The organism is Nocardia sp. NBC_01329 (genome assembly GCF_035956715.1).
In the GTDB taxonomy this organism is placed as follows: Bacteria; Actinomycetota; Actinomycetes; order Mycobacteriales; family Mycobacteriaceae; genus Nocardia.
Window position 1 is genome coordinate 4,930,059 of record NZ_CP108381.1, and the last position, 21,866, is coordinate 4,951,924.

Genomic DNA, 21,866 nt, shown 5'->3' on the forward strand with positions numbered 1-21,866 from the left:
GAAACGAATCGAGAATTTCGGCCGGGCCGGGATTCGGACCACAGTCGGCCGGGGCAAATGGGAAAGCGAACAATGCGGATGTGGCACCACGAGGAGAGGGGCTACTCGTCCATGTCCTCCTGCGTCACAGCGAAACTGGTGAATGCTGTATGTCGAGGCAGGCGGTAGACCTCCCGGCCCCGGACGGTGTTGAGGATCTTGGCGTTGCGCACCGCGCCGATATCCAGATTCGGTGCGGAAACACCGTGCGTGTGCTCCTCGGCGTTGGCGACGAACAGGCGCCCGGCCAGTTCGTCGTCGGCAGCCACCGCGTGATTCGGGTCCACGACCAACCGCCCGCGGGAATCGCGACGCAGCCGCTCGTCGATCGGGGCCAGGAAATCCTGCTTACGATAGCGGTACCCGGTGGCCGCGATGACCAGATCGGCGGTATGGGACAGCGGCGATCCGGTGTCCAGGTGCCGGCCGCGGATCCGCAGCCGTCCATCGGGCAAGGTGTCGAGACCCTCGACCGCGACTCCGTTGCGCAGCTGTACCGGCTCGACCTTCTCGCGCAGTTCACGACGGTAGAGGAGGTCGTGCAGCCGATCCAGGGTCTCCGCCGAGATCCCCTTGTGGAACTGCCAATGACCGGCCCGCACCTGGTCCCGGGTGGCTTCCGGTAGTTGGTGGAAGTACTCCATATAGGCCGGGGTCGTCATCTCCAACGAGAGTTTCGTGAAGTCCAGCGGTGCGAACCACGGAGTGCGGGTCCACCAGCGCACCGCGGGCCCGCCGTCGAGGTTCGCCTCGAGCAGATCGATCACGATCTCGGCGCCGGACTGGCCCGACCCGATCACGGTCACCGCGCTCGCCGCGTGTGCTTCGTCCCGGTGGTAGAGGTACTCGGAGCTGTGTACCAGCGCCGGTGCGGTCGTCGAGAGTTCACGCGGTATCGCCGGTTCGGTGCCGACCCCCACCACCACGTGACCGGCGTGCATCATCGCCGACCCGCCCGCAGTGGTCACCGTGACCTCGAACAGTCCCAGCCCGTCGTCCCAGCGGATCTCGTCGACAGTCGTCCCGAAGCGCAACGACGGCAGCCGTTCCACCACCCAGAGCAGGTATGCCTCGTACTCGCGCCGGGTCGGGAAGAACTGTTCCCGGACCAGGAACGGGTACAACCGATCGACATCGGCCAGGTAGGCGAGAAACGACATCGGATGCGTCGGATCGACGAGCGAGACGAGATCGGAGAGAAAACTGACCTGGAGTTTCGCTTCCTCGAACATCAGGCCGGGATGCCAGCGGAACTCCGCGACGGAGTCGACCACCACGACCTCGATATCGTCGACGGTCGAGGCCAGCGCCGCCAGTCCGAGATTGAACGGGCCGCAGCCTATCGCCAGGATATCGACCGATTCGATGTCACTCATGGGCCTTCACCATTTCCCCGACACTGCTCGACAGACCTTCCGATTCGACTTCCAGTGCCACACGCAGCAATTCGTCGAACAACGCGTCGATGTCCGCGACACTCGATTCCGGGTTCAGCAGCGTCAATTTGAGACAGGTCCGCGGCTCGCCTTCGCCGTTGACCCGCACCTGTGTCCGTCCGATGAGAGCTTTGCCGGAGCTGATCAGACGGCGGCGCACCTCCGCGTTCACCTGATCCAGATCCAGATCCTCACAGCGATACCGGAACACCACCGTGGTCAGGGTGACCGGCGCGACCAGCTCGAGCTGCAACTCCGCGACGATACGACGTTCGGCATGGGAGGCCAGTTCGTGACAGGTGTCGAGCATCGCCCCCAGTTCCCGGCGACCGTAGGCCAGGAACGTCGCCGCGACCTTGAGCACGTCCGGGCGCCGCGTGGTCTGCAAGGTCTGCCCCAGCAGACCCCCGTAGCCCGCCTCGACATCGTCGTCCGGGTTGAGGTAGGCCACAGACCGGTTCAACGACGCGAATCGCCGGGCGTCGGCGAGCAGCAGCACACTCGCCGCAGCCGGCTGCCAGCCGACCTTGTGCAGGTCCAGGGTTACCGAATCGGCACGTTCGATCCCGGCCAGCAGCGCCGAGAGTTTGTCGGAGAACAACGATCCGAAGCCGTAGGCGGCGTCGACGTGCAGCCACACCCCGTAACGCGCCGCGATATCGGCCACCGCGGGAAGGGGATCGATGGTGCCGAAGTCGGTGGTACCCGCCGTAGCCACGATGGCGACCGGCGTGTGGCTCTCACCGAGGCCGGCCAGCGCCGCCTCCAGGGCCTCCGGCACCATCCGGTGGTCGGCGTCGACCTCGATGGGGATCACGGCGGCTTCACCCAGACCCAGCGCGGCACATGCGCGGTGCACGGAGAAGTGCGCGACCCGTGAACACAACACCACCGGACGCGGTAGCGCCCCCACCCCGTTGTACCGGATATCGATTCCGCGCTGCGCGGCACCGTAATCCCTGGCGATGAGCAGGGCGAGAAGATTGGAATAGGACCCGCCCGGACCGAAGACGCCGCCCGATGATTCGGTGAAGCCGGCCAGTCGCGCCAGCGCGTTGATCGTCCACTTCTCGATCGCGAGCGTCGCGGGGCCGGAGTCGTAGGTGTCCAGCGAGGCGTTGGTGGCGCTCGCCAGCGCGTCCGCGACGACAGCGACTGTCAGCGGCGGCGGCTGCAGATGCGCGGCACATGCCTTGTGCGTCAGATCCAGCCCGTAGCCCGCGATCAGCCGGGCCAGATGTGCCAGCGCGGCGGGTTCGCCGGTTCCGGTCTCCGGAATCCGCTCCGGTCCGAGCGCTTCGGCGACCGCCGTGAGCATTTCGGCCGGCGCCCCGGACGGCAGCGGGGAGTGATGGTGGCTCCCTTCGACCGCCGTCGCGAGCTGTGCCAGTCCGCTACCGACTTCCGACCAGCCCGCGCCCGGGCGGGCGAATCTGGACGATCTCCCCCATGAGGTTACTGATTCAGGTGACACGAAAAGCCCCATTTACGTCAATACATGGATAACGGATTAATTTTCCACCGAGCATGCCGAAACTCTTCGTGCGAACCCGGTCGAATTTCGCAGGGATGTATGCGCGGACAGGCCGCTTCGCTGCGATCAGAGATATTCTCGAGCACTCCGGCTGTATCGCCGCGTGTTTTCGGGAACCGTTACGGATGCCGACGGCCGAAAAGCGCCGCCCGGTCTGCGATTACTCGGGCGCCGGCCGCCGGTCACCCGATCCGCGGCGCGCCGACCGCTCGGACCAATTCGTCCGCTGCGATGTCCAGTGCCAGCGGTACTCGCTTTACCAGCGCGGCGACCACCTGGGTGGCACGGCGCGCGAGCGCATCGTCTACGACTTCGGGTTGATAATCGACCTCCAAATGAATTCGAGCGTCTTCACCTATCTCGAAGGCGAGAGTCAGCGGGTAATTTCCGACGCCGTTGAACACCGATTCGCAGGTGACGCGCGCACCGTCGGGAATCGGAATATCGCGCAGCGGCGCATTTCGCACCGAGGCCATGATCTCGGCCACAGGGAAGCGCCCACCGGCTGCGCGTAGCGCGGTGAGGACGGTGCCGTAATCGATGGAGGAGAATTCCATGGATTCGTACACCGAAGCGACCGCGGCCCGCAGGGCGTCCTTCACACTCACGCCGGGTACGAACGTGAAGCGCATCGGCACGATGTTCCCGCTGTAGCCGACCCGGCCCTGGCCCTCCCCCGCACGGCGATTGTCGGCGGGGACCAGCAAAACATGATCCGCGGCGCCGGTGATCGCGTACACGCTCAACGCGCACACCGCGATGTACAGCGCGTTCGGGGTGGCGCCCACCTCTCGCGCGACGTCTTCGAGTGCCGCGATATCGGCCGGTTCGATCGGGTGTTCCAGGCGCTCACCGCGACTGTCGGCCAGGGGCGAGAGCCAGCTGTCCGCGGCACTGAGCTCCGGTAGCGATCCGGACAGCGGAAACCGGATATCGTCGGCAGCCCAGGTCGCGAGCGCGTGCCGCACCGCACGGTCCACCGCTTCCGGCCGGGCAGCGGCCACCGCCGGCAGCGAGCGGTTCGCCTCGGCGGAGGCTCCGGGCCGAGCGCCGGAAACCAGGGTCCCCAACAGCAAGGACCAGGACGTATCGTCCACGGCGAGATGGTGGACGACCAGGACAACGGTCACCCCGCCATCGGCACCCGCGTAGATGCGCGCGCGCAGCGGCGGTTCCTTCGCCAGCCGGAACGGCGCGGTCGCGAAAGCCGCCGCGTCCGCCCGGATCTCGTCCCGGCCCACCCGGCGGCCCGGTGCGGGCACGTCGGCCGGAGCGTGCTCGGGTTCGGGCGTGGCACCCCACTCCCAGACCACCCCGGGCTCCACCCAGCGACCGTCCCAGCGGGCCGGTACCCGGCGCGGGGAACCGTCCTCGTCGACGGTGATCACCGAACCGAGCACCTCGGCGTCGCGGATCATCGAGTCGAAGGACGCGATCACCGTGTCCGGGGTGTAGGGGCCGGCGAAGTCCAGGATCAGCCCGATGTTGTGCGAGATGGATTCCGGGTCGAGCTCGTAGATCTTCCACATCCGGCGTTCGGCGATACCGAGCCGGCCCGTAGGTGCCGGGGAGCCGGCGGGCGCATCCGCGGTGGCAGTTCCGGTGCGGTGCCCGGCGGCAGCCAGCCGCTGTCTCAGCAGTTCCAGCCGGGTGTCGGTCAATTCGTTCATGCTTCTCCCAGCATCGAGCCGTTCGGGGACTGCGCGGGCGCCGGGCACACCGTTCGCATATGCCGGTACGTGCCGGTACTACCGGAATCGTCGACCGCTCCCGCGATACGGCGGAAGACCTCGTGCCGGCACGCGGTATCCCGCAACACCGACCAGTCGCTGACGATGTCGATCAGTTCACCGCGTGCCCACAGCGGCGCCTGATCCTCGAAGTTCGGTGAACGTGGATCCCCGCTGACACCCAGCGGTACGACCCATCGACCGCTGTCGCGGTCGGCGAGATCCCAGACGTAGCGGGCAGCCGAACCCACACTGCACGCGTGGGAGAACCCCACCGCACTGCCGTTGGCGAAAACGCATTCGGCATCACCGCCCAGCGGCTGCGGGCGCGGCCTGATCCGCGCGGACATTTCCAGGTGTGCGGGAGTCGCGCCGACGAGATCCATTCCGTGAATAGGAGCCAGCACGTGCGCACTCCCCCAGGTCGGCTCGGCGTCGAGCTCGTCGAGGTGCACCGCGACGGCCGCTACCGCCTCGGCGAGCAGCCCACCGATATCCACGCCCAGACCCGGCGCCCGGGTCAGCACGGTATCCAGCGCCGCCGCGATCCGTGTTCGCGCGACGAACCAGGGGTCGAACACCCGCGGGAAAGGATGCGGTTCGGCGAGTCCGGCCAGCGCCTCGTGCCGGGTTACCGCCGCGACCAGCCGCGCACGCACCTCCGCGTAGATATAGGCGTCGGTACTGTCGGCCCGCATCTCGCGATCCCATTCGAGCAGACGCTCCCGGATACGAGCGGCACCGGCGCCCAACCCCGTCAGCGGATCGAGCAGGCGCTGGATCATCTCCGCCTGATCCAGCACGACATCCGTGTGGATCCGCCCGCAGTCGGCGGCCGATACCGCCGAATTGTCGCCGAGCAGGGCCCCTATCCGATCTGCGCGGAACGGCGCCGCGCACTCGGTGGTGACCGGCTGGAGCGGAAACGCGTCAGAGATCCGCTGATTGGCGATCACCGAGAAATCGGGTACGGCGGCATCGAACTCTTCGTCGCGCACCGAACTGGTCGCGTAACCGCGCCACTGATAGCGCTCGTCCCAGCCCGGCACCGGCAGCCAGTAGTTCTCCGCCGCGCGGACGGGCATCATCCCTACGACGTGGTGGGTCAGCCGCCCGGACGAATCGGCGATGACGATCCGGTTGGCCGGTTCGGTCCACCCCCGCAGCGCCTGTTCGACATCGTCTGCCGATTTCGCGAACAGCAGGTCCATCGCGGCGTCGAAGGTCGCCTCGGGATCGCTCAGCAGCGGGCTGCGCAAACTCAGCGAAAAGGTCGATTCCGGCCCGCCGAACACCACCGAGCCGTTATCGGTGGTGATGATCTCCACGGTGACCGGCGCACCACCGCGCACCCGGATCTCCTCGGTCCACGACCGGGCCGGTCGCGTACCCGCGACCGTCTCGGCGTGGATCTCGCCCCCCACCCGTTCGAGCTTTTCGAGATAGAGGTCCTGATAGTCGCCCATGGCGTTGGTGATGCCCCAGGCCACCGTGCCGGAATGGCAGAAGTGGGGAACTCCGGGCACACCCGCGAAGGCGAAGCCGACCACGTCGAACTCCGGTGCGGCCAGCTGGAACTGCTGATAGATGCCGGGGAGCTCCAGGAAACGATGCGGATCCCCCGCGATCAGCGGCGCTCCCGTCGCGGTCCGCGCGGCGGCGACACCCCACGCGTTACTGCCCGAGATGGCATCGCCGAAAGACTCACCGGCCGTTTCGCCCTGCCGCGCGGCGGGCTCGCGGGTCAGTGCCAGTACTTCCGCGATGAACGCGTCGTCCGGTCGATCGGGCACGGCCGTGCTGTGCTCGTCCACACCTTCGCAATCGAACAGCGCCAGCGCCTCACCGCCCAGCGACCGGCACGCATGCAGCCGCCAGAGCTTGGTGAGGAATCGCCCGAACAGGATGTGGTGCACGATGAACACCGCGATGGGGGTCCACGGCTGCCAGGGCTCGGGGCGGTGGTCGAATTCCGTCAGTTCGATCGCGTCAGCCGTGTCCAGCGTGCTGTTGATGCCGTCGGCATAGGCCCGGATCAGGCCCCGGGTACGCGCGGAGGAAACCTCGTAGATCCGCCGGGCGGCGGCCTCGATGCGGGCGCGCCGCGCGAACTCGTCCCAGCCGAGCGCCGCGGCGCCGAACACCTCCGCGGTGCGGCCTTCGGCGCGCAGGCGCAGGAATTCGATCTGCCAGGCCCGATCGACACCGCACGCGTAACCCTGGCCGAACAGCGCACCCGCGGCCGAATCGGCCACGATATGCGGAATACCCTGGGCATCCCGGATGATCTCCATGGTCAACGCGTCGTCACTGCCGGCAGTCACGAGACCGCCACCTCCTCGATCGGCTGTCCCGCCACGGTCGGCCGATGAGCGGCGATCGGGTTCACCAGTTCGTGTTCCGCGTCGACCAATGTCGAATACGAATCCCCCAGGTTCACCATGCGGCGATTGTTCGACAGCTGGAGCCGGTTCATATGGATCGCCCGGAAGGTCGGCGCGAAGAGATCCCATCTGCGGAACCGTTCTTCCAGATCCGGGTGCTGGTCCCGGAATTCGACGACGCTCTCGGCCACGATGTTCCAGAAAGTCCCGTCCGCGATCAGCCCACTCGAATGGAGAACGGCCGCGAGATGGCGCAGGAAATCGTCGAAGACATCCGAGAGCACACCCATGTTCCGGATATCGTCGGCCTCCTCGGACACCGCCCGGCGGCAGGAATCCGGAACGTCCTCGGCGGCACCGAAAATGGAGACCTCTTCGCCGATATCCTTCAGGACGGCGCGCACCGGGATCCCGGAGTCGAGAACGAGGATCAGGTTCTCACCGTGCGGCGAGAACTTGAGCTCGTATCGGTAGAGCAGATAGATGATCGGGTGCAGATAGGCACGCAGGTAGCGGCGCAGCCAATCCTGCGCCGGAATATCGGCGCGGCCCATGATGGCTTCGATCAGCGGCACACCGTGATGGTCGATATGCAGGAGAGCGGCCATCGTGGTGAGCTGTTCGCGCTCGTTCACCAGCCGGATCGGGCTCTCGCGCCACAGCGCCGAGAGCAGTTTCCGATATTCCGAACCGGGACGGGTGATCGTCGCGTATTCCGGGTTCCGGTAGCCGATCGCCGCGACTTCGTACAGCATCCGGAACCCGACCGACCTCAGGTATTCGTCGGAGTCCACCAGCTCACGGACCCAGTCGTTGATCAGCGGGGTGGTGCGCATGTAATCGGCCGACATTCCCCTGGTGAAGCCCATATTGACGATCGAGAGCGCCAGCTTCACGTAGTGCCGGGACGGATGGGTGATGTTGAACAAGGTCCGGATGGACTGCTGGGGCTGGTACAGATCCGGTGCCTCGCCCACCCTCACGATCTTGTGCTCGGCGATATCGATCGCGTAGATCCGCGCGATCTTCGCCGCCCATTGCCACGGATGCACCGGCATGTAGTAGTAGGCGGCCGGGTCCAGGCCGAGGCCGGTGAGCACGCCGCCGAACCGCGTGAGTGTCTCGTTCCCGAGCTCGCCTTCTACCAGGCGCTGGTAGTCGACACCGGTGACCGCGGCGAAATCACAGTGGTCTCGCAGCACGGCCACCCACGTCAGGCGGAAACGCCGGCCCGATTCCGGTGCGTAGCGCTCGATATCGTCGACGCTGAATCCGAGCCGGCCCGCGTTGGCGACGATGCAGGGATGCCCCTCGGTCATCGTCGCTTCGATCGTCTGGAAGTCGGCGGCGGCCAGTTCCACCGCCGCGATCCGCCGGGAATCCGGGCGTCCGGCGCTGATCGAGAGCGTGTTGACGAACTCCTCCAGATACTCCGGCAGCGCGTCCTGGGAAATGCCGAGCGAACCGCTCAGGTCGACGATCAGGCGCACCGGGTCGATGGGCAACTGCGCACCCTCGCGGATCCGCCGCAGCGAGGTCTCATCGATGTTCCAACTGTCCAGTGACAACAGTTCGGCGCGGAACCGGTACTCCGTCTGCTGATCATCGGATCGGACCAGGTACTCACCGGGGGACGATTCGACCGGTCGTACGAAACGTTCGTGACAGAATTCGGACAGGATCTTCTTCGCGATCCTGGTGCTGTAGATCTGCCGGTAGGTAGCTCTGTGTTCGGATAAGTCTGAACTGCTCAAAGCGCTGCTTTCTCAGGAATCGGAAGCTGATCGGCGGCGGCGACGAACCGCCCGTTATCGGTCACCCGGACGAAATCGGCACGGGTGCAGTAACTGAGTCGTGCCACTTTCCCGGCCACCGGATAGTCGCCGGCGACCACGAAGCCGACTGCGGCATTGAGCCGCTGTACTTCCAGATTCCTGACATCGGGCTCCACGACCACCCGCTGCGCGCCGGCTTCGAAGAACGCGGTCCGCATGATGTGCAGCATCACGTTCGCGGTGAACCCGGGAATGCGGCGTTCACTGCTGGCGACCAGCAGATGCATTCCGAGATCGCCGTCCTCGGGCGTATAGCCGGTGCCGGGGGCGGCCAGTTCGCTCGCCGAAGGGTCGTAGAGCTCGAAGAGGAATTGTGGTTCGCCGTCGAGATAGCCGATCCGCATACCGAATTGCGATCCGCCGGGGCCCGCGCTGTCCCGGATCATCTTTTCCACCTCGGCGGGCGTGCTGTTCAGCATCTCCCAGTATTTGGCCTTCGGCGCGACGAGCCAGCGATGCACGATCTCGGTATCCCTGCCGATATCGATCGGTCGAGAGTGGAGCTGGTGTTGCCACGATGGGGCGGTGGGAGTGGCGGCCGCGGTGACCTCCGCCTCGACCTGTTCGTCGGTCAGCCGCATCACCTCGAGGAAGGTTTCGGCCACCTGGGTCGTCCGGGCGCCTTCCAATTCGACCAGCCGGTCCGCCAGTCCCGCGATCGTCCGCCGCAGGAAGATATCGGCCACGGTCAGATTCGGTGCGTCGAGCCACTGCCGCACCTGCGCGACGAACGCCGTCGCCTGCACGGAGTCACCGCCGAGGGCGATGAAATCATCGGTGACGCCCAGCGGACGCGTGCTCAGGATCTGCCCGAGCAGCGCGACCAGCGCCGATTCCAGCGCGGTTCGAGGCGCCACGGACTCGGACCGCTGATCGGGCGTGACCAGGTCGCGTACTTTTCTGCGGTCGTACTTGCCGTTCGATGTCAGCGGTAGTTCGTCGAGCACCGTCACCGACCGGGGAATCATGTGCGGCGGCAGAACTTCCGCGAGTGACTCGCGGATCCGCTCGCCCGTGGCCGCACCGGTCGCGCTGACCGCTGCCCGAAGATCGCGACCGTCCGACCAGGCCACCGCACCGGTCACCGCGTCCAGACCCAGCAGACCCGCTTCGACCTCGCCCAGTTCGATCCGGTAGCCCCTGATCTTGACCAAATGGTCGGCGCGGCCCAGGAAGTCCAGGAATCCGCCGGGCAGATACCGCACGACATCGCCGGTGCGATACCAGCGGAGGCCGTCGTGCCGGACGAACCGATCGGCCGTACGTGCCGGGTCGCCCCGGTACCCGGCGGCTACTCCGGCCCCGCCGATCCACAGTTCACCGGGCACGAAGTCGGGGCGATCCCGGCCGAGCACGTCGACGACCCGGCAGCGGACGCCGTCGAGTGGTACGCCGTAGGGCACGAATGTCGCGCCGCCGGGAACATCCGACGCTTCGCACACCGTCGAGTGGATCGCGGTCTCGGTGGTTCCGCCGAGTCCGGCGACCCGGCAGGCGGGAAGCTGTTCGGCGACCCGGTGCAGCAGCGAGACATCGACCTTGTCGCCACCCATCAGCACGACCCGCAGACTCGGCGGGAGTGGCGCGATATCGAGGATCATGCCCAGGATCGACGGCACACAGTTGAGGACGGTCACCGCGTGTTCCCGCAGCAACCGGGCCCAGCTGTCGACCTTGGTGCTCTCGTCGTCGCCGGGCACCACGACGGCCCCGCCGACCGCGAGCAGGCCGAAGATATCGAATACCGACAGATCGAACTCCAGCGACGACACCATGAGGCTCCGGTCGGCCGGGCCCAACCGGTAGCGGTGCGCCAGATCGGTGAGCGTGGCGACCGCGGCGCGGTGTGGCACTTCCACACCCTTCGGCAGTCCGGTCGATCCGGAGGTGAAGAGCACATAGGCCGGTGCGCCGGTGTCCACTGCCGACGGTTCGATCGGTTCCGCGGTGCGCGCGCCGTCGATGTCCAGTACGTGGCTCGACGAGTCCGGCCAGCGCTCGAGGCAATCGGTGAGGATCGCGGCGGGCGCTGCCACAGCGGCGATCCGGTCACGGCGCAGCTGCGGTTGTACCGGCGATACCGGCACATAGGTGGCGCCCGCGGTGAGCGTTCCGAGCGCGGCCACGATCTGGTCGCCGCCCTTGGGCAGGTCGATGATCACGGTGTCACCGGGTGTGACCCCGCTCGTTCGCAGAGCTCCGGCGACCCGCCGGGCTTCGGCGGCGAGTTCGGCGTGCGTCCAGCTCCGCCGTTCGCCGATGATCGCCGGCGCATCGGGGCGCCGGGGCGCGTCGGCGAGGATACGACCGTGCAGGGTTCCGTCGGAGAAATCGGTGACGGGCAGCGGCTTTTCGACCGATTGCCGCTGCGTGCGCACCTCGTCGGAGACCGGATCCGGTGCGGGCTCGTCCCATTCGCCGGCGATCAGGAGGTCCAGCAGCCGGATGTAGTAGTCGAACATCGACCGCGCGGTTCCGAGCTCGAGGTCGGAGGCCCGTACATCCCAGTTGAGAAGCAGGCCCCCCGAGATCTCGGTGACCTGCGCGTCCAGTAGTACCTGCGGCCCTTGGGAGACGATCCAGGAAGGCTCGCCGAGGATCTCGGTCGTTGCCTCGGAGAAGAGCTCGCCGAGGCCGAGCGCGCTGGTGAACACCACCGGCGACACCACCGGTTCCCCACGCTCCCGGCTGAGTTCGCGCAGTACGTCGAGACCGCCGAAAGTGCCATGGGCGGCCGCCTCGTGCAGGGCCGTTCGCATGCTGGTGGCGCGTTCGGCCAACGTCTGCGGTTCACGCAGGTCCACATCGACGATGAGCGAGGAGGTGAAATCCCCTACCACCCGGTCGACATCGGGATGTACCGGGTCGCGGTCGAACAACGGCACCGTCAGCAGGAAACGCGGACTGCTCGAATGTGTGCCGACCGCCTCGGCGAACACGGCGGCCACCGCTGCCGCGGGCGTGACGCCACGCCGGTGCGCGTGCTCCTCGAGGCGCTTGCGGTCGACCGCGTCGATCGCGTGGTGCAACCGGACCGTCGCGGGTCCGGCGTCTCCGCTGCGCGCCGCTGTGTTCACCGGAAGTTCCGGTGGGCCGGGCAGATCCGGTATCCGTTCCCGCCACCACGCGATATCCGCTTCTCGTGCGGGACGACCGGTGCGCCGGGCCGACAGCGCCGGGAACGTCACCGCCAGTTCCGGTAGTTCCTCGCCTCGATAGATTCGCGCCAGATCGTCCACGAGCACCCGGTAGCTCATCGCGTCGGCCGCGATCATGTCCACATCCAGGTGGACTCGGCTACCACCCGCGGGCAGCAGGGTCAGCTCCGCGCGCAACACGGCGCCGTCTTCGATCGGCAGGGCGCGGTGTGTGCCCTGCTCCCGGCTCCGCTCCAGGATCGCCGCTGCCGCATCAGGGGATTCGTGACGCAGATCGTGAACCGCGATGGCCTCCGAGTGCGGGGCACCGATGAGCTGTGTCCCGTCGGGCAGGATCCGGACCCGCAGCATCGGATGACGTCGCAGCAGAGCGGCCACGGCCGACCGGAAGCGGTGCGGGTCGATCTCCCCGCCGTCGAATTCGATGTACAGGTGTGCCGCCACACCGCCGAACGCGTGACTGTTCGACCGCCCGATCCAATAGGCGTGCTGCATCGGCGCGAGCGGAAACTCGGTACCGAGATCGAATATCGCTTCATCACCGGCAGTTTCGGAACCGGGCGCTTGTTCCCCGGACGCGGCGGCGACCGGCCCGGCGACGAGCGCCCTCCAGGCGCGGATCGTGGGCGCGGCGGTGAGCCGGGCGAAGTCGACGTCACGTCCTCGTTTACGCCACTGACCCGCCAGCCGCATCATCCGCAGCGAATCGAGGCCGTGTCCGACCAGGTCGGCATCGGGTTCGAGAGCCTCCGGTGAGATCCCCAGTACCGATCCGACCTCCGCTCGGACATCGATTTCAGTACTCGCCTCTGGACGAGTAACCACCATGAGAACGCCTCTCGCAAACCGGGACCCTCGACGACTTAGGGTACTCTAACCAAAGTTAATTTAGGCTAGGCTAAGTCAAGAAGAGCGTAGCCGCCACAGAGACGAGGACCAGCGGGACGGACTGTGAGAAACGCCGCTTCTTCACAGATCCGCTCTAACTGAAAACCGAGGTAGTCGGTCCGGCACTGCCGGACGACGCGCAGTTCATCGCAGCGGCAACAGAATTGCCGCGGCGCGAAAATCCGATCGGCGGCGTGTTCCCAGCCCTGACAGTGACGTCCGCACTGCCGATCCGTCCCCGCGCATCCACCCGCGCACTCGGATCACCCGCAGCACGCGGACTATGCTTCGACCGGTGAGAAGAAGGCAGCAGCCTCCGCTGCCGAAACGGTTCGGGCTGGACCCGGCCCGATTGCGGCTGCCCGAGGAAGGCGACTGGGCGACCGTACGCGACCATCTGGTCCACCGGCTTCCCCGCGTCGCGCCCGCGCGGATCGACGAAATGCTGCGCGCGGGTGAGATCGTCGACCTCGACGGACCGCTCACACCGGACGCTCCCTATGTTCCCGGCGGCGCGATCTGGTTCCATCGCGATCTGCCCGACGAGAAACCGGTGCCCTTCGACCTGCCGGTCGTCTACCGCGACGACACCATCCTGGTCGTCGACAAACCACACTTCCTGGCCACCATTCCCCGCGGCAGTCATATCCTGCAGACCGCACTGGTGCGGTTGCGGCGTGAGCTCGACCTGCCGGACCTGGTCCCCGCGCATCGCCTCGACCGCGCCACCGCCGGACTGGTTCTGTTCATCGTCGACCCGGCCCGCCGCGGCGCCTACCAGACCCTGTTCCAGCGGCAGCTCGTGCGCAAGGAATACGAAGCCGTCGCCGGTTACCGAAGCGGCCTGCTCTTCCCGCTCGCACTCGAGAGCCGCATCATCAAGGAGAAGAACATCCTGGCCGCCCAGGAGGTGCCCGGCCCGCCCAACGCCCGCACCCGGATGGAACTGGTCGAGCGGCGCGGCGACATCGGCCGCTACCGGCTGTATCCCACGACCGGCCGCACCCACCAGTTGCGACTACATATGAACTCGCTGGGTATCCCCATTCTCGGCGACGATTTCTATCCGGTGATCACCGATAAGTCCGTCCACGACTTCACCCGCCCGCTGCAACTACTGGCCGCCGCCCTCGAGTTCACCGACCCGGTGACCGGTGCGAACAGGCGCTTCGACAGCACTCGCACCCTCCAGGCATGGACCGACCCGGGTGGCTGGGCCGCCGGCCGGGAGCCCGCGCCGGCTCGCTGAGACACCCGCGGGCCGGCTCCGTGCTCGTCCGGAAGCCACTCGACCCATCCGTACACTGGGCCGAATGCTCTACCCGGTTACCGAGGAAACAGCTGCTCCGCGACCCCGAGTCCACGCCTACGCCGATGTGGCGGTCGTGGTACTCGTGCTCACCTGCACCAACCTGATCGCCCACTTCACCACCGTGTGGGCGAATATCGTGAGCGTGCCGATCGCCGCCCTGGTGCTGCTCGGGCTCATGCGCCGGCGCGGCCTGCACTGGTCGGAGCTGGGCCTCTCGCCACGGCACTGGCGGACCGGAACCAAATACGCCCTCGCCGCGATCGGGGTAGTGCTCGCAGCGGTGATAATCGGAGCCGCGCTACCGCTGACCCGCCCGTTCTTCCTGGCCGACCGCTACGCCACCGTCTCCGGCGCACTCATCGCCTCGATGATCGTGATCCCGCTGCAGACCGTGATCCCGGAGGAACTCGCGTTCCGCGGGGTTCTGCACGGCACCCTGGACCGGGCGTGGGGCGCCCGGGGCGTATTCGTAGCCGGGTCACTGCTGTTCGGACTCTGGCATATCGCTTCGTCCCTGGGACTCACCGCCGGGAACCGCGGCCTGTCCGGCCTGATCGGTGGCGGGACGCTCGGGCAGTTCATCGGCGTGCTGATCGCTGTCGCCGCCACCGCGGCCGCAGCCGTCGTATTCACCTGGCTGCGCCACCGCAGCGGCAGCCTGCTGGCTCCCATCGCCCTGCATTGGGCGGTCAACGGGGCCGGCGCGCTCACCGCCGCGCTGCTCTGGCATACGACGCTGGCGTGAAGCAGGTGGGTGAGCGGCGTACTCGGGCCGGCCACACGGGCCCGAGCACGCGGCCCGAGGTCAGCAGTGCTCGCAGACCCCGGTAGCCGGCAACTGGATGAAACAACTGGAACACACCACGGTGCGCGCCCCGGGATTTGATTCGGCCGCTGCCTGCCGGGCGGCCGCTGCCTGCCGAGCGCTCCCGCCACGCGGAATCAACGGCGGCGTGCCGCCGTCGGCCGGGACATCCGCGCCATAGGCCGCGTAGCAGGCCCATCGGGCGTAGGCGGCGTGGGTCTCGATATCGGCCGGAATCGGCAACGCGGCCAGTTCGAGCACATATCTGTAGCTGTCGCCGACCTTCAGATTGCGTTTGACGCACAGCGCCGTCAGCGGCGGCTCACCCGCATTGTGGCAGCGCCGCGCCACCTTACGCAGAATCGCGTCCATCCAGGTGCGGGTCGGGGCGTCGGTACGCACCCCCGACATCTCCTGCACCCGTTCGGCCAATTCCTGCACGGTGACGTAATATCCGTACTCGGTCGCGGTCTCGCCCAGCACCTCGTAAGCAGCCATTGCCCAGGCCACCGCGGCATCGCGGAAGGTTACCGCTGTGCCGTCCTCGATCTGCCAGGCCCCCGAAATCGTTGTCGCAGCGTCGCTCATAGCTCGTACACCGTAGCGTCGGTACCCCCCGGTCGGTCAACCGCCCTCCCGTATATCACATTTCGGGTACCCCGACACACCACGAAGATCGGACGAAAGAGTGGCTGGGCAGCCGAGAAGGTAGTGACCGATCCACCGTTGACCGCCATCGCTCAGTGGCCGACGCGGGCCCAAAGGCGACCACACGCGACTTCTGGACGTAGCGCACTACTTGTCAGCGGGCAGGATCCGGAATGAGCGGAGACCAGGTGTCAGTGGTTCGATCGCACGGAAATCGCGTTGGTCGAGGGTGAAGACGCAGTCGGTTCTGTACTTGTCGGCGAGCGCGACACCCACCGCATCGGCAAGGTCGAGCTGCAACCCTTCATATTTGGCGCGGACCGATTGCGCCGTGGACAGATCGACGTGTTTCAGTTCGGCGAGCCGGTAACTTCCGTCGATCGTTCGCGCCAGCAACGCATCGGTAATCTTCATCGCCGCGGGGAAGCCGAGATCGCGACGAGTCAGGTGGTCCAGCTCGGTCAGCACCAGCGGCGAGATGATCAGCGTCTCGTGCTCCATCACCGACAGTGCTTGCTGGTGTTCCTCCTGGTCGGCATCGAATGCGGCGAACAGTGCCGAGGTGTCGGCGACGATGATCACCGACGCGCCGACCGCTGCTTGATCTGGCGGTAGATATCGTCGCGCATCTCGTCGACGCCACGTGAACGCCCGCTGTGAAAGACCGGCAGTGGTGCGCTGTCGCGTGGACGTTCGGAGGCGTCCAGCAGCATCGCGATACTGCGGCGGATGAGTTCCGCCTTGCTCACCCCGGTGGCCGCGGCCTCCGCATCGAGCCGGACCTCCAATTCCTCGGGGAGGTAGACGGTCGTCTTTATCATGCCATATATGGTACCAGCCACGTGTGCTCGGATCGCTGCTCGAACAACCCCTCCACCGAACGAACCCCGAAACGACGAAGGCCCGCTTCCCGAACCGGGAAGCGGGCCTTACGTTTACGACCTTCGCAGCCGAAGAGCGACCTTACTTGGCCTTCTCCAGGACCTCGACCAGCCGCCACCGCTTGGTGGCCGACGTGGGCCGGGTCTCCATCAGCTGCACGCGATCGCCGACACCGGCGGTCTCGTTCTCGTCGTGCGCCTTCACCTTGGAGGTGGTGCGGATGATCTTGCCGTAGAGCTTGTGCCGGTGACGGTCTTCCAGCTCGACGACGATCGTCTTCTGCATCTTGTCGGAAACAACGTAGCCGGTCCGCACCTTGCGGGTGCTGCGCTGCTCCTCCACCTTTTCACTCATGCTGTCTCCTTAAGGCGTGCTCGGGCGCCTTCCGTGGTTACGCAAGCTGCCGCCTCCAGGCGCTGACCGATCACGCCGCGTCCCCTTTGTCAGCGGGGGCGGTGGCCAAACCGAGCTCGCGCTCACGCATGACCGTGTAGACACGCGCGATCTCGTGACGCACCACACGCAGCCGGCGATTGTTGGTCAGCTGACCGGTCGCCATCTGGAAGCGCAGGTTGAACAGCTCTTCCTTCGATTCGCGCAGACGGGAGACGAGCTCCTCTTCGGTCAGCTCGCGGAGCTCTGCGGCAGGGGTACCGGTTGCCATCAGAACTGCTCCTCCCTCGTCACGATCCTGCACTTCATCGGGAGCTTGTGCATCGCGCGGCGCAGGGCCTCGCGAGCGATCTCCTCGTTCGGGTAACTCATCTCGAACATCACGCGGCCCGGCTTGACGTTCGCGATCCACCACTCGGGCGAACCCTTACCGGAACCCATGCGGGTTTCGGCCGGCTTCTTGGTGAGCGGGCGATCCGGGTAGATGTTGATCCAGATCTTGCCGCCACGCTTGATGTGGCGGGTCATCGCGATACGCGCCGACTCGATCTGCCGGTTGGTCACGTACGCCGGCTCCAGCGCCTGGAGACCGAACTCACCGAACGTCACCGAGGTGCCGCCCTTGGCGAGACCGCTGCGGCTCGGGTGATGCTGCTTGCGGAACTTGACCTTGCGGGGCATCAGCATTGGTCAGCCCTCCTGCTTTTCTGCCGGGGGCTCGGCCACCGCGGTAGCGGCGCGCCCGGCCTCGGTGCTGGTCGCGGTGGTGCCGGAGGAACCGGAACGACGCGGGCGGTTCGGGCGCTCCCGGCGCGGGCGATCCCCGGCCGGCGCGCTCGGGGCGGCCAGCTCACGCTTGCCACCGACGATATCGCCCTTGTAGATCCAGACCTTGACACCGATACGACCGAAGGTGGTCTTGGCCTCGTACAGGCCGTAATCGATATCGGCACGCAGGGTGTGCAGCGGGACACGGCCCTCGCGGTAGAACTCCGAGCGCGACATCTCGGCGCCACCGAGGCGGCCCGAGCACTGCACGCGGATGCCCTTGACGTTCGGCGAACGCATGGCCGACTGGATGGCCTTACGCATCGCACGACGGAACGCCACCCGGTTGGACAGCTGCTCGGCCACACCCTGGGCGACCAGCTGGGCATCCGATTCGGGGTTCTTGACCTCGAGGATGTTCAGCTGGACCTGCTTGCCGGTGAGCTTCTCCAGCTCCGAGCGAATACGGTCGGCCGAAGCGCCGCGACGACCGATGACGATGCCCGGACGCGCGGTGAAGATATCGACCCGGACCCGGTCACGAGTACGCTCGATCTCCACTTTCGCGATACCGGCCCGGTCCAACTCGACCGGACGTTCCTTCGGCACCGGGATCGGACTCGCCAGCAATTTGCGGATGGCGACGTCTTCCTTGACGTACTCCGCGTACTGCTTATCGGCGTACCAACGGGACTTCCAGTCGGTGGTGATACCGAGGCGGAAGCCGTGGGGGTTGATTTTCTGTCCCATTTACTTTGCCCCTCCCTTCCGGCGGCCACGAGTGCCACCGACGGTGGGGACGCTCTCGACCTCGATGGTGATGTGGCTGGTGCGCTTGCGGATCCGGAACGCGCGACCCTGGGCCCGCGGCTGGAAACGCTTCATGGTCGCGCCCTCGTCGACATACGCCGTCGAGATGACCAAGGTGTCGGGGTTGAGGCCGAGGTTGTTCTCGGCGTTCGCCGCGGCACTGGCCACGACCTTGGCGACCGGTTCGCTGGCGGCCTGCGGGGCGAAGCGCAGCAGGTCGAGCGCGTCGGAGACGCGCTTACCGCGGACCAGGTCCACCACTCGGCGGGCCTTCATCGGGGTCACGCGCACGTGCTTGGCGGTCGCGCGCGCGGTCGGATTCGATTCGGCGCTCAACAGTGCTTGTTGGCTCTTCGCTTCGCTCATCGCCGCTTGCTCTTCCGATCTTCCTTGACGTGGCTGCGGAACGTCCTCGTCGGCGCGAACTCACCGAGCTTGTGCCCGACCATGTTCTCCGAGACGAACACCGGCACGTGCTTGCGACCGTCGTGGACGGCGAAGGTGTGGCCGATGAAATCGGGGGTGATGGTCGAACGACGCGACCAGGTCTTGATGACCTGCTTGCTGCCCTTCTCGTTCTGCACGTCCACCTTCGCCTGGAGGTGGTCGTCGACGAACGGGCCCTTCTTGAGGCTGCGTGGCATTTCTTACCTCCTCCTTAGCGCTTGTTCTTGCCGGTGCGACGGCGACGGACGATGAGCTTGTCACTCGGACGGTTCGGCTTACGGGTACGGCCTTCCGGCTGGCCCCACGGCGAGACCGGGTGGCGACCACCGGAGGTCTTGCCCTCACCACCGCCGTGCGGGTGGTCGACCGGGTTCATGACGACACCACGGACCGTGGGACGGCGACCCTTCCAGCGCATACGACCGGCCTTGCCCCAGTTGATGTTCGACTGTTCGGCATTGCCGACCTCGCCGACGGTGGCGCGGCAGCGCACGTCGACGCGGCGGATCTCACCGGAGGGCATACGCAGCGTGGCGTAGGGGCCTTCCTTACCCAGCAGCTGAATGCTGGCACCGGCCGAGCGAGCCATCTTGGCCCCGCCACCGGGGCGCAGCTCCACCGCGTGGATGGTGGTACCGGTCGGGATATTGCGCAGCGGCAGGTTGTTGCCGGGCTTGATATCCGCGGTCGGACCGGACTCGATCTTCGTGCCCTGGGCGATGCCCTTGGGCGCGATGATGTAGCGCTTCTCGCCGTCCAGGTAGTGCAGCAGTGCGATATTGGCGGTGCGGTTGGGGTCGTACTCGATATGAGCGACCTTGGCCGGCACGCCGTCCTTGTCCAGCCGGCGGAAATCGATCAGCCGGTAGGCGCGCTTGTGACCGCCACCGCGATGCCGGGTGGTGATCCGGCCGTGGCCGTTACGGCCACCGCTCTTGGTCAGCGGGCGGACGAGCGACTTCTCGGGGGTCGTCCGGGTGATCTCGGCGAAGTCCGAGACGGACGACCCGCGGCGGCCCGGGGTAGTCGGCTTGTACTTACGGATTGCCATGAGTTCTTCTCTGCTTTCTGGATTCCCCGCCGCCTACGCGACCGGGCCTCCGAAGATCTCGATGGGCTTGCTGTCGGCCGAGATGGTCACGAGCGCGCGCTTGGTGTCCTTGCGCTTGCCGTAACCGAAGCGGGTCCGCTTGCGCTTGCCCTGACGGTTGGCGGTATTGACGCTGGTGACCTTCACCCCGAAGACCTTCTCGACCGCGATCTTGATCTGGGTCTTGTTGGAGTCCGGGTGAACCAGGAAGGTGTAGGTGCCTTCCTCGATCAGGCCGTAGGACTTCTCCGAGATGACCGGCGCCAGCAGGATGTCGCGCGGATCGGCGATGGTGCTCACTTGCTCTCCTCCTGTGCAGCCTCTGCCGGGCCGTGCACGAAGGCGTTGAGCGCCTCGACGCTGAACACGACTTCGTCGCTGTCCAGAACGTCGTAGGTGTTCAGCTGGTCCGGTGCGATGGTGTGCACGTATTCCAGGTTGCGGGCACTCTTCCAGGCGGCGACGTCGTCGCGGCCGACGACCAGGAGGAACTTCTTACGATCCGAGAGCTCGGACAGGAAGGTCTTCGCGGTCTTGGTCGAGGGGTCCTGGCCCGCGACGAGTTCGCTGATCACGTGGATCCGCTCGTTACGCGCCCGATCCGACAGCGCACCACGCAGGGCGGCCTGGATCATCTTCTTGGGGGTGCGCTGGCTGTAGTCGCGCGGCTTGGGGCCGTGCACGATGCCACCACCGGCGAACTGCGGGGCGCGGGTCGATCCCTGGCGGGCGCGGCCGGTGCCCTTCTGCCGGTACGGCTTCTTACCACCGCCGCGGACTTCACCGCGGGTCTTGGTGGAATGCGTGCCCTGGCGAGCGGCGGCCTGCTGGGCCACGACCACCTGGTGCATCAGCGCGATATTGGCGGTCACGTCGAAGATCTCGGCGGGGAGATCGACGGTGCCGTTGGTCTTACCACCCAGTTCCTTCACCGGCACGGTGAGGACGGCGGATTCCTTCTCGGTACTCGCCTTTTTCGTACTCACAGCGGAGCTGCTCATGCGTGCGCACCACCCTTCACGGCGCTCTTGACGATCACGACGCCGCCCTTGCGACCCGGGATCGCACCCTTGATCAGCAGCAGGCCGTTCTCGGCGTCCACCTTGTGAACCGACAGGTTCTGCGTGGTGACGCGGTCGTTACCCATCCGGCCCGACATGCGCATGCCCTTGAACACGCGGCCGGGGGTGGCGCAGCCACCGATGGAACCCGGGCGACGGTGCACAGCCTGCGCACCGTGGGAGGCGCCCTGGCCACTGAAGCCGTGACGCTTCATGGTGCCCGCGAAGCCCTTGCCCTTGCTGGTGCCGGTCACATCGACGTAGGCGCCCTCTTCGAAGGCCTCCGCCGAGATCTCCTGGCCGACCTCGAAGGTCGACGCGTCGGCGATGCGGATCTCCGCGACGTGCCGGCGCGGGGTGACACCAGCTTTGGCGAACTGACCGGACTCCGGCTTGTTCACCTTGCGGGGGTCGATGGCACCGAAGGCGACCTGTACGGCGCTGTAGCCGTCGCGCTCGACGGTGCGGATCTGGGTGACCACATTCGGTCCGGCCTTGACGACGGTGACCGGGACGACCCGGTTCTTGTCGTCGAACACCTGGGTCATGCCCAGTTTGGTGCCCAGGATGCCGGCCGCAGGCCGGCTCTTGGCATCGCTGCCGGCCGTCCGCTGATTCTTGTTGTCAGTCATAGCTCGAGTCCCCG

At 66.6% G+C, this 21,866-nt stretch carries 21 protein-coding genes; 2 read left to right on the plus strand and 19 right to left on the minus strand.

What is annotated here, in order from left to right; translation table 11 throughout:
- Window positions 1-101 precede the first annotated feature (101 nt).
- The 6 genes from OG405_RS22335 to OG405_RS22365 form a co-directional block, all read right to left on the minus strand.
- Window positions 102-1,415: a lysine N(6)-hydroxylase/L-ornithine N(5)-oxygenase family protein gene (locus OG405_RS22335; protein WP_327148416.1), complete on the minus strand. Its 1,314-nt coding sequence runs from the start codon at window positions 1,413-1,415 to the stop codon at window positions 102-104.
- Window positions 1,408-2,949 (minus strand): pyridoxal phosphate-dependent decarboxylase family protein, encoded by a 1,542-nt coding sequence (locus tag OG405_RS22340; protein WP_327148417.1) that lies wholly within the window; start codon window positions 2,947-2,949, stop codon window positions 1,408-1,410. Before OG405_RS22340 ends, OG405_RS22335 begins: the two co-directional genes overlap by 8 nt.
- A gap of 242 nt (window positions 2,950-3,191) precedes the next feature.
- The gene (locus OG405_RS22345) at window positions 3,192-4,679 is read right to left on the minus strand and encodes a condensation domain-containing protein (RefSeq protein ID WP_327148418.1); all 1,488 of its coding nucleotides are present in this window, start codon (window positions 4,677-4,679) and stop codon (window positions 3,192-3,194) included.
- The gene (locus OG405_RS22350) at window positions 4,676-7,063 is read right to left on the minus strand and encodes a penicillin acylase family protein (RefSeq protein WP_327148419.1); all 2,388 of its coding nucleotides are present in this window, start codon (window positions 7,061-7,063) and stop codon (window positions 4,676-4,678) included. The genes OG405_RS22345 and OG405_RS22350 overlap by 4 nt, the downstream gene beginning before the upstream one ends.
- Complete coding sequence (locus OG405_RS22355) at window positions 7,060-8,877, minus strand: IucA/IucC family protein (RefSeq protein ID WP_327148420.1); 1,818 nt, start codon at window positions 8,875-8,877, stop codon at window positions 7,060-7,062. The genes OG405_RS22350 and OG405_RS22355 overlap by 4 nt, the downstream gene beginning before the upstream one ends.
- Window positions 8,874-12,944 carry an amino acid adenylation domain-containing protein gene (locus tag OG405_RS22365; protein WP_442790591.1) on the minus strand — a complete coding sequence of 1,357 codons (4,071 nt, stop codon included), beginning with the start codon at window positions 12,942-12,944 and terminating at the stop codon, window positions 8,874-8,876. Before OG405_RS22365 ends, OG405_RS22355 begins: the two co-directional genes overlap by 4 nt.
- A gap of 355 nt (window positions 12,945-13,299) precedes the next feature.
- On the opposite strand from OG405_RS22365, the gene OG405_RS22370 reads away from it, so the two are divergent.
- Window positions 13,300-14,253, plus strand: a complete 954-nt coding sequence (locus OG405_RS22370) for an RluA family pseudouridine synthase (RefSeq protein WP_327148421.1) — start codon at window positions 13,300-13,302, stop codon at window positions 14,251-14,253.
- Window positions 14,254-14,317: 64 nt separating this feature from the next.
- On the plus strand, window positions 14,318-15,061 hold the full coding sequence (locus tag OG405_RS22375; protein ID WP_327148422.1) for a CPBP family intramembrane glutamic endopeptidase: 744 nt from the start codon (window positions 14,318-14,320) through the stop codon (window positions 15,059-15,061).
- A gap of 60 nt (window positions 15,062-15,121) precedes the next feature.
- Here OG405_RS22375 and OG405_RS22380 read toward each other — a convergent pair whose 3' ends face one another.
- The 13 genes from OG405_RS22380 to rplC all read right to left on the minus strand — a co-directional run bounded on the left by OG405_RS22380 (window position 15,122) and on the right by rplC (window position 21,852).
- The gene (locus OG405_RS22380; RefSeq protein WP_327148423.1) at window positions 15,122-15,709 is read right to left on the minus strand and encodes a hypothetical protein; all 588 of its coding nucleotides are present in this window, start codon (window positions 15,707-15,709) and stop codon (window positions 15,122-15,124) included.
- Window positions 15,710-15,916: 207 nt separating this feature from the next.
- Entirely contained in the window at window positions 15,917-16,351 is a 435-nt protein-coding gene (locus OG405_RS22385; RefSeq protein WP_327148424.1) for a type II toxin-antitoxin system VapC family toxin, read from the minus strand.
- A complete protein-coding gene (locus OG405_RS22390; protein WP_327148425.1) occupies window positions 16,348-16,590 on the minus strand; it encodes a CopG family transcriptional regulator in 243 nt (80 codons plus the stop codon). Before OG405_RS22390 ends, OG405_RS22385 begins: the two co-directional genes overlap by 4 nt.
- A gap of 142 nt (window positions 16,591-16,732) precedes the next feature.
- Complete coding sequence (gene rpsQ, locus OG405_RS22395) at window positions 16,733-17,005, minus strand: 30S ribosomal protein S17 (RefSeq protein WP_327148426.1); 273 nt, start codon at window positions 17,003-17,005, stop codon at window positions 16,733-16,735.
- A 70-nt stretch (window positions 17,006-17,075) separates the two neighbouring features.
- Complete coding sequence (gene rpmC / locus OG405_RS22400; RefSeq protein ID WP_327148427.1) at window positions 17,076-17,315, minus strand: 50S ribosomal protein L29; 240 nt, start codon at window positions 17,313-17,315, stop codon at window positions 17,076-17,078.
- On the minus strand, window positions 17,315-17,731 hold the full coding sequence (rplP, locus tag OG405_RS22405; protein ID WP_327148428.1) for a 50S ribosomal protein L16: 417 nt from the start codon (window positions 17,729-17,731) through the stop codon (window positions 17,315-17,317). Before rplP ends, rpmC begins: the two co-directional genes overlap by 1 nt.
- A 3-nt stretch (window positions 17,732-17,734) precedes the next feature.
- The gene (rpsC, locus tag OG405_RS22410) at window positions 17,735-18,562 is read right to left on the minus strand and encodes a 30S ribosomal protein S3 (protein ID WP_327148429.1); all 828 of its coding nucleotides are present in this window, start codon (window positions 18,560-18,562) and stop codon (window positions 17,735-17,737) included.
- Entirely contained in the window at window positions 18,563-18,988 is a 426-nt protein-coding gene (gene rplV, locus OG405_RS22415; protein ID WP_442790592.1) for a 50S ribosomal protein L22, read from the minus strand. It lies immediately after the preceding gene.
- Window positions 18,985-19,266 carry a 30S ribosomal protein S19 gene (rpsS, locus tag OG405_RS22420; protein ID WP_062999056.1) on the minus strand — a complete coding sequence of 94 codons (282 nt, stop codon included), beginning with the start codon at window positions 19,264-19,266 and terminating at the stop codon, window positions 18,985-18,987. Before rpsS ends, rplV begins: the two co-directional genes overlap by 4 nt.
- A gap of 14 nt (window positions 19,267-19,280) precedes the next feature.
- Window positions 19,281-20,120 (minus strand): 50S ribosomal protein L2, encoded by an 840-nt coding sequence (gene rplB / locus OG405_RS22425; protein WP_327148430.1) that lies wholly within the window; start codon window positions 20,118-20,120, stop codon window positions 19,281-19,283.
- A gap of 33 nt (window positions 20,121-20,153) precedes the next feature.
- The gene (gene rplW, locus OG405_RS22430; protein ID WP_019045018.1) at window positions 20,154-20,459 is read right to left on the minus strand and encodes a 50S ribosomal protein L23; all 306 of its coding nucleotides are present in this window, start codon (window positions 20,457-20,459) and stop codon (window positions 20,154-20,156) included.
- Window positions 20,456-21,160, minus strand: a complete 705-nt coding sequence (gene rplD / locus OG405_RS22435; RefSeq protein ID WP_327148431.1) for a 50S ribosomal protein L4 — start codon at window positions 21,158-21,160, stop codon at window positions 20,456-20,458. The genes rplW and rplD overlap by 4 nt, the downstream gene beginning before the upstream one ends.
- The gene (gene rplC / locus OG405_RS22440; protein WP_327148432.1) at window positions 21,157-21,852 is read right to left on the minus strand and encodes a 50S ribosomal protein L3; all 696 of its coding nucleotides are present in this window, start codon (window positions 21,850-21,852) and stop codon (window positions 21,157-21,159) included. Before rplC ends, rplD begins: the two co-directional genes overlap by 4 nt.
- Window positions 21,853-21,866: the final 14 nt, after the last annotated feature.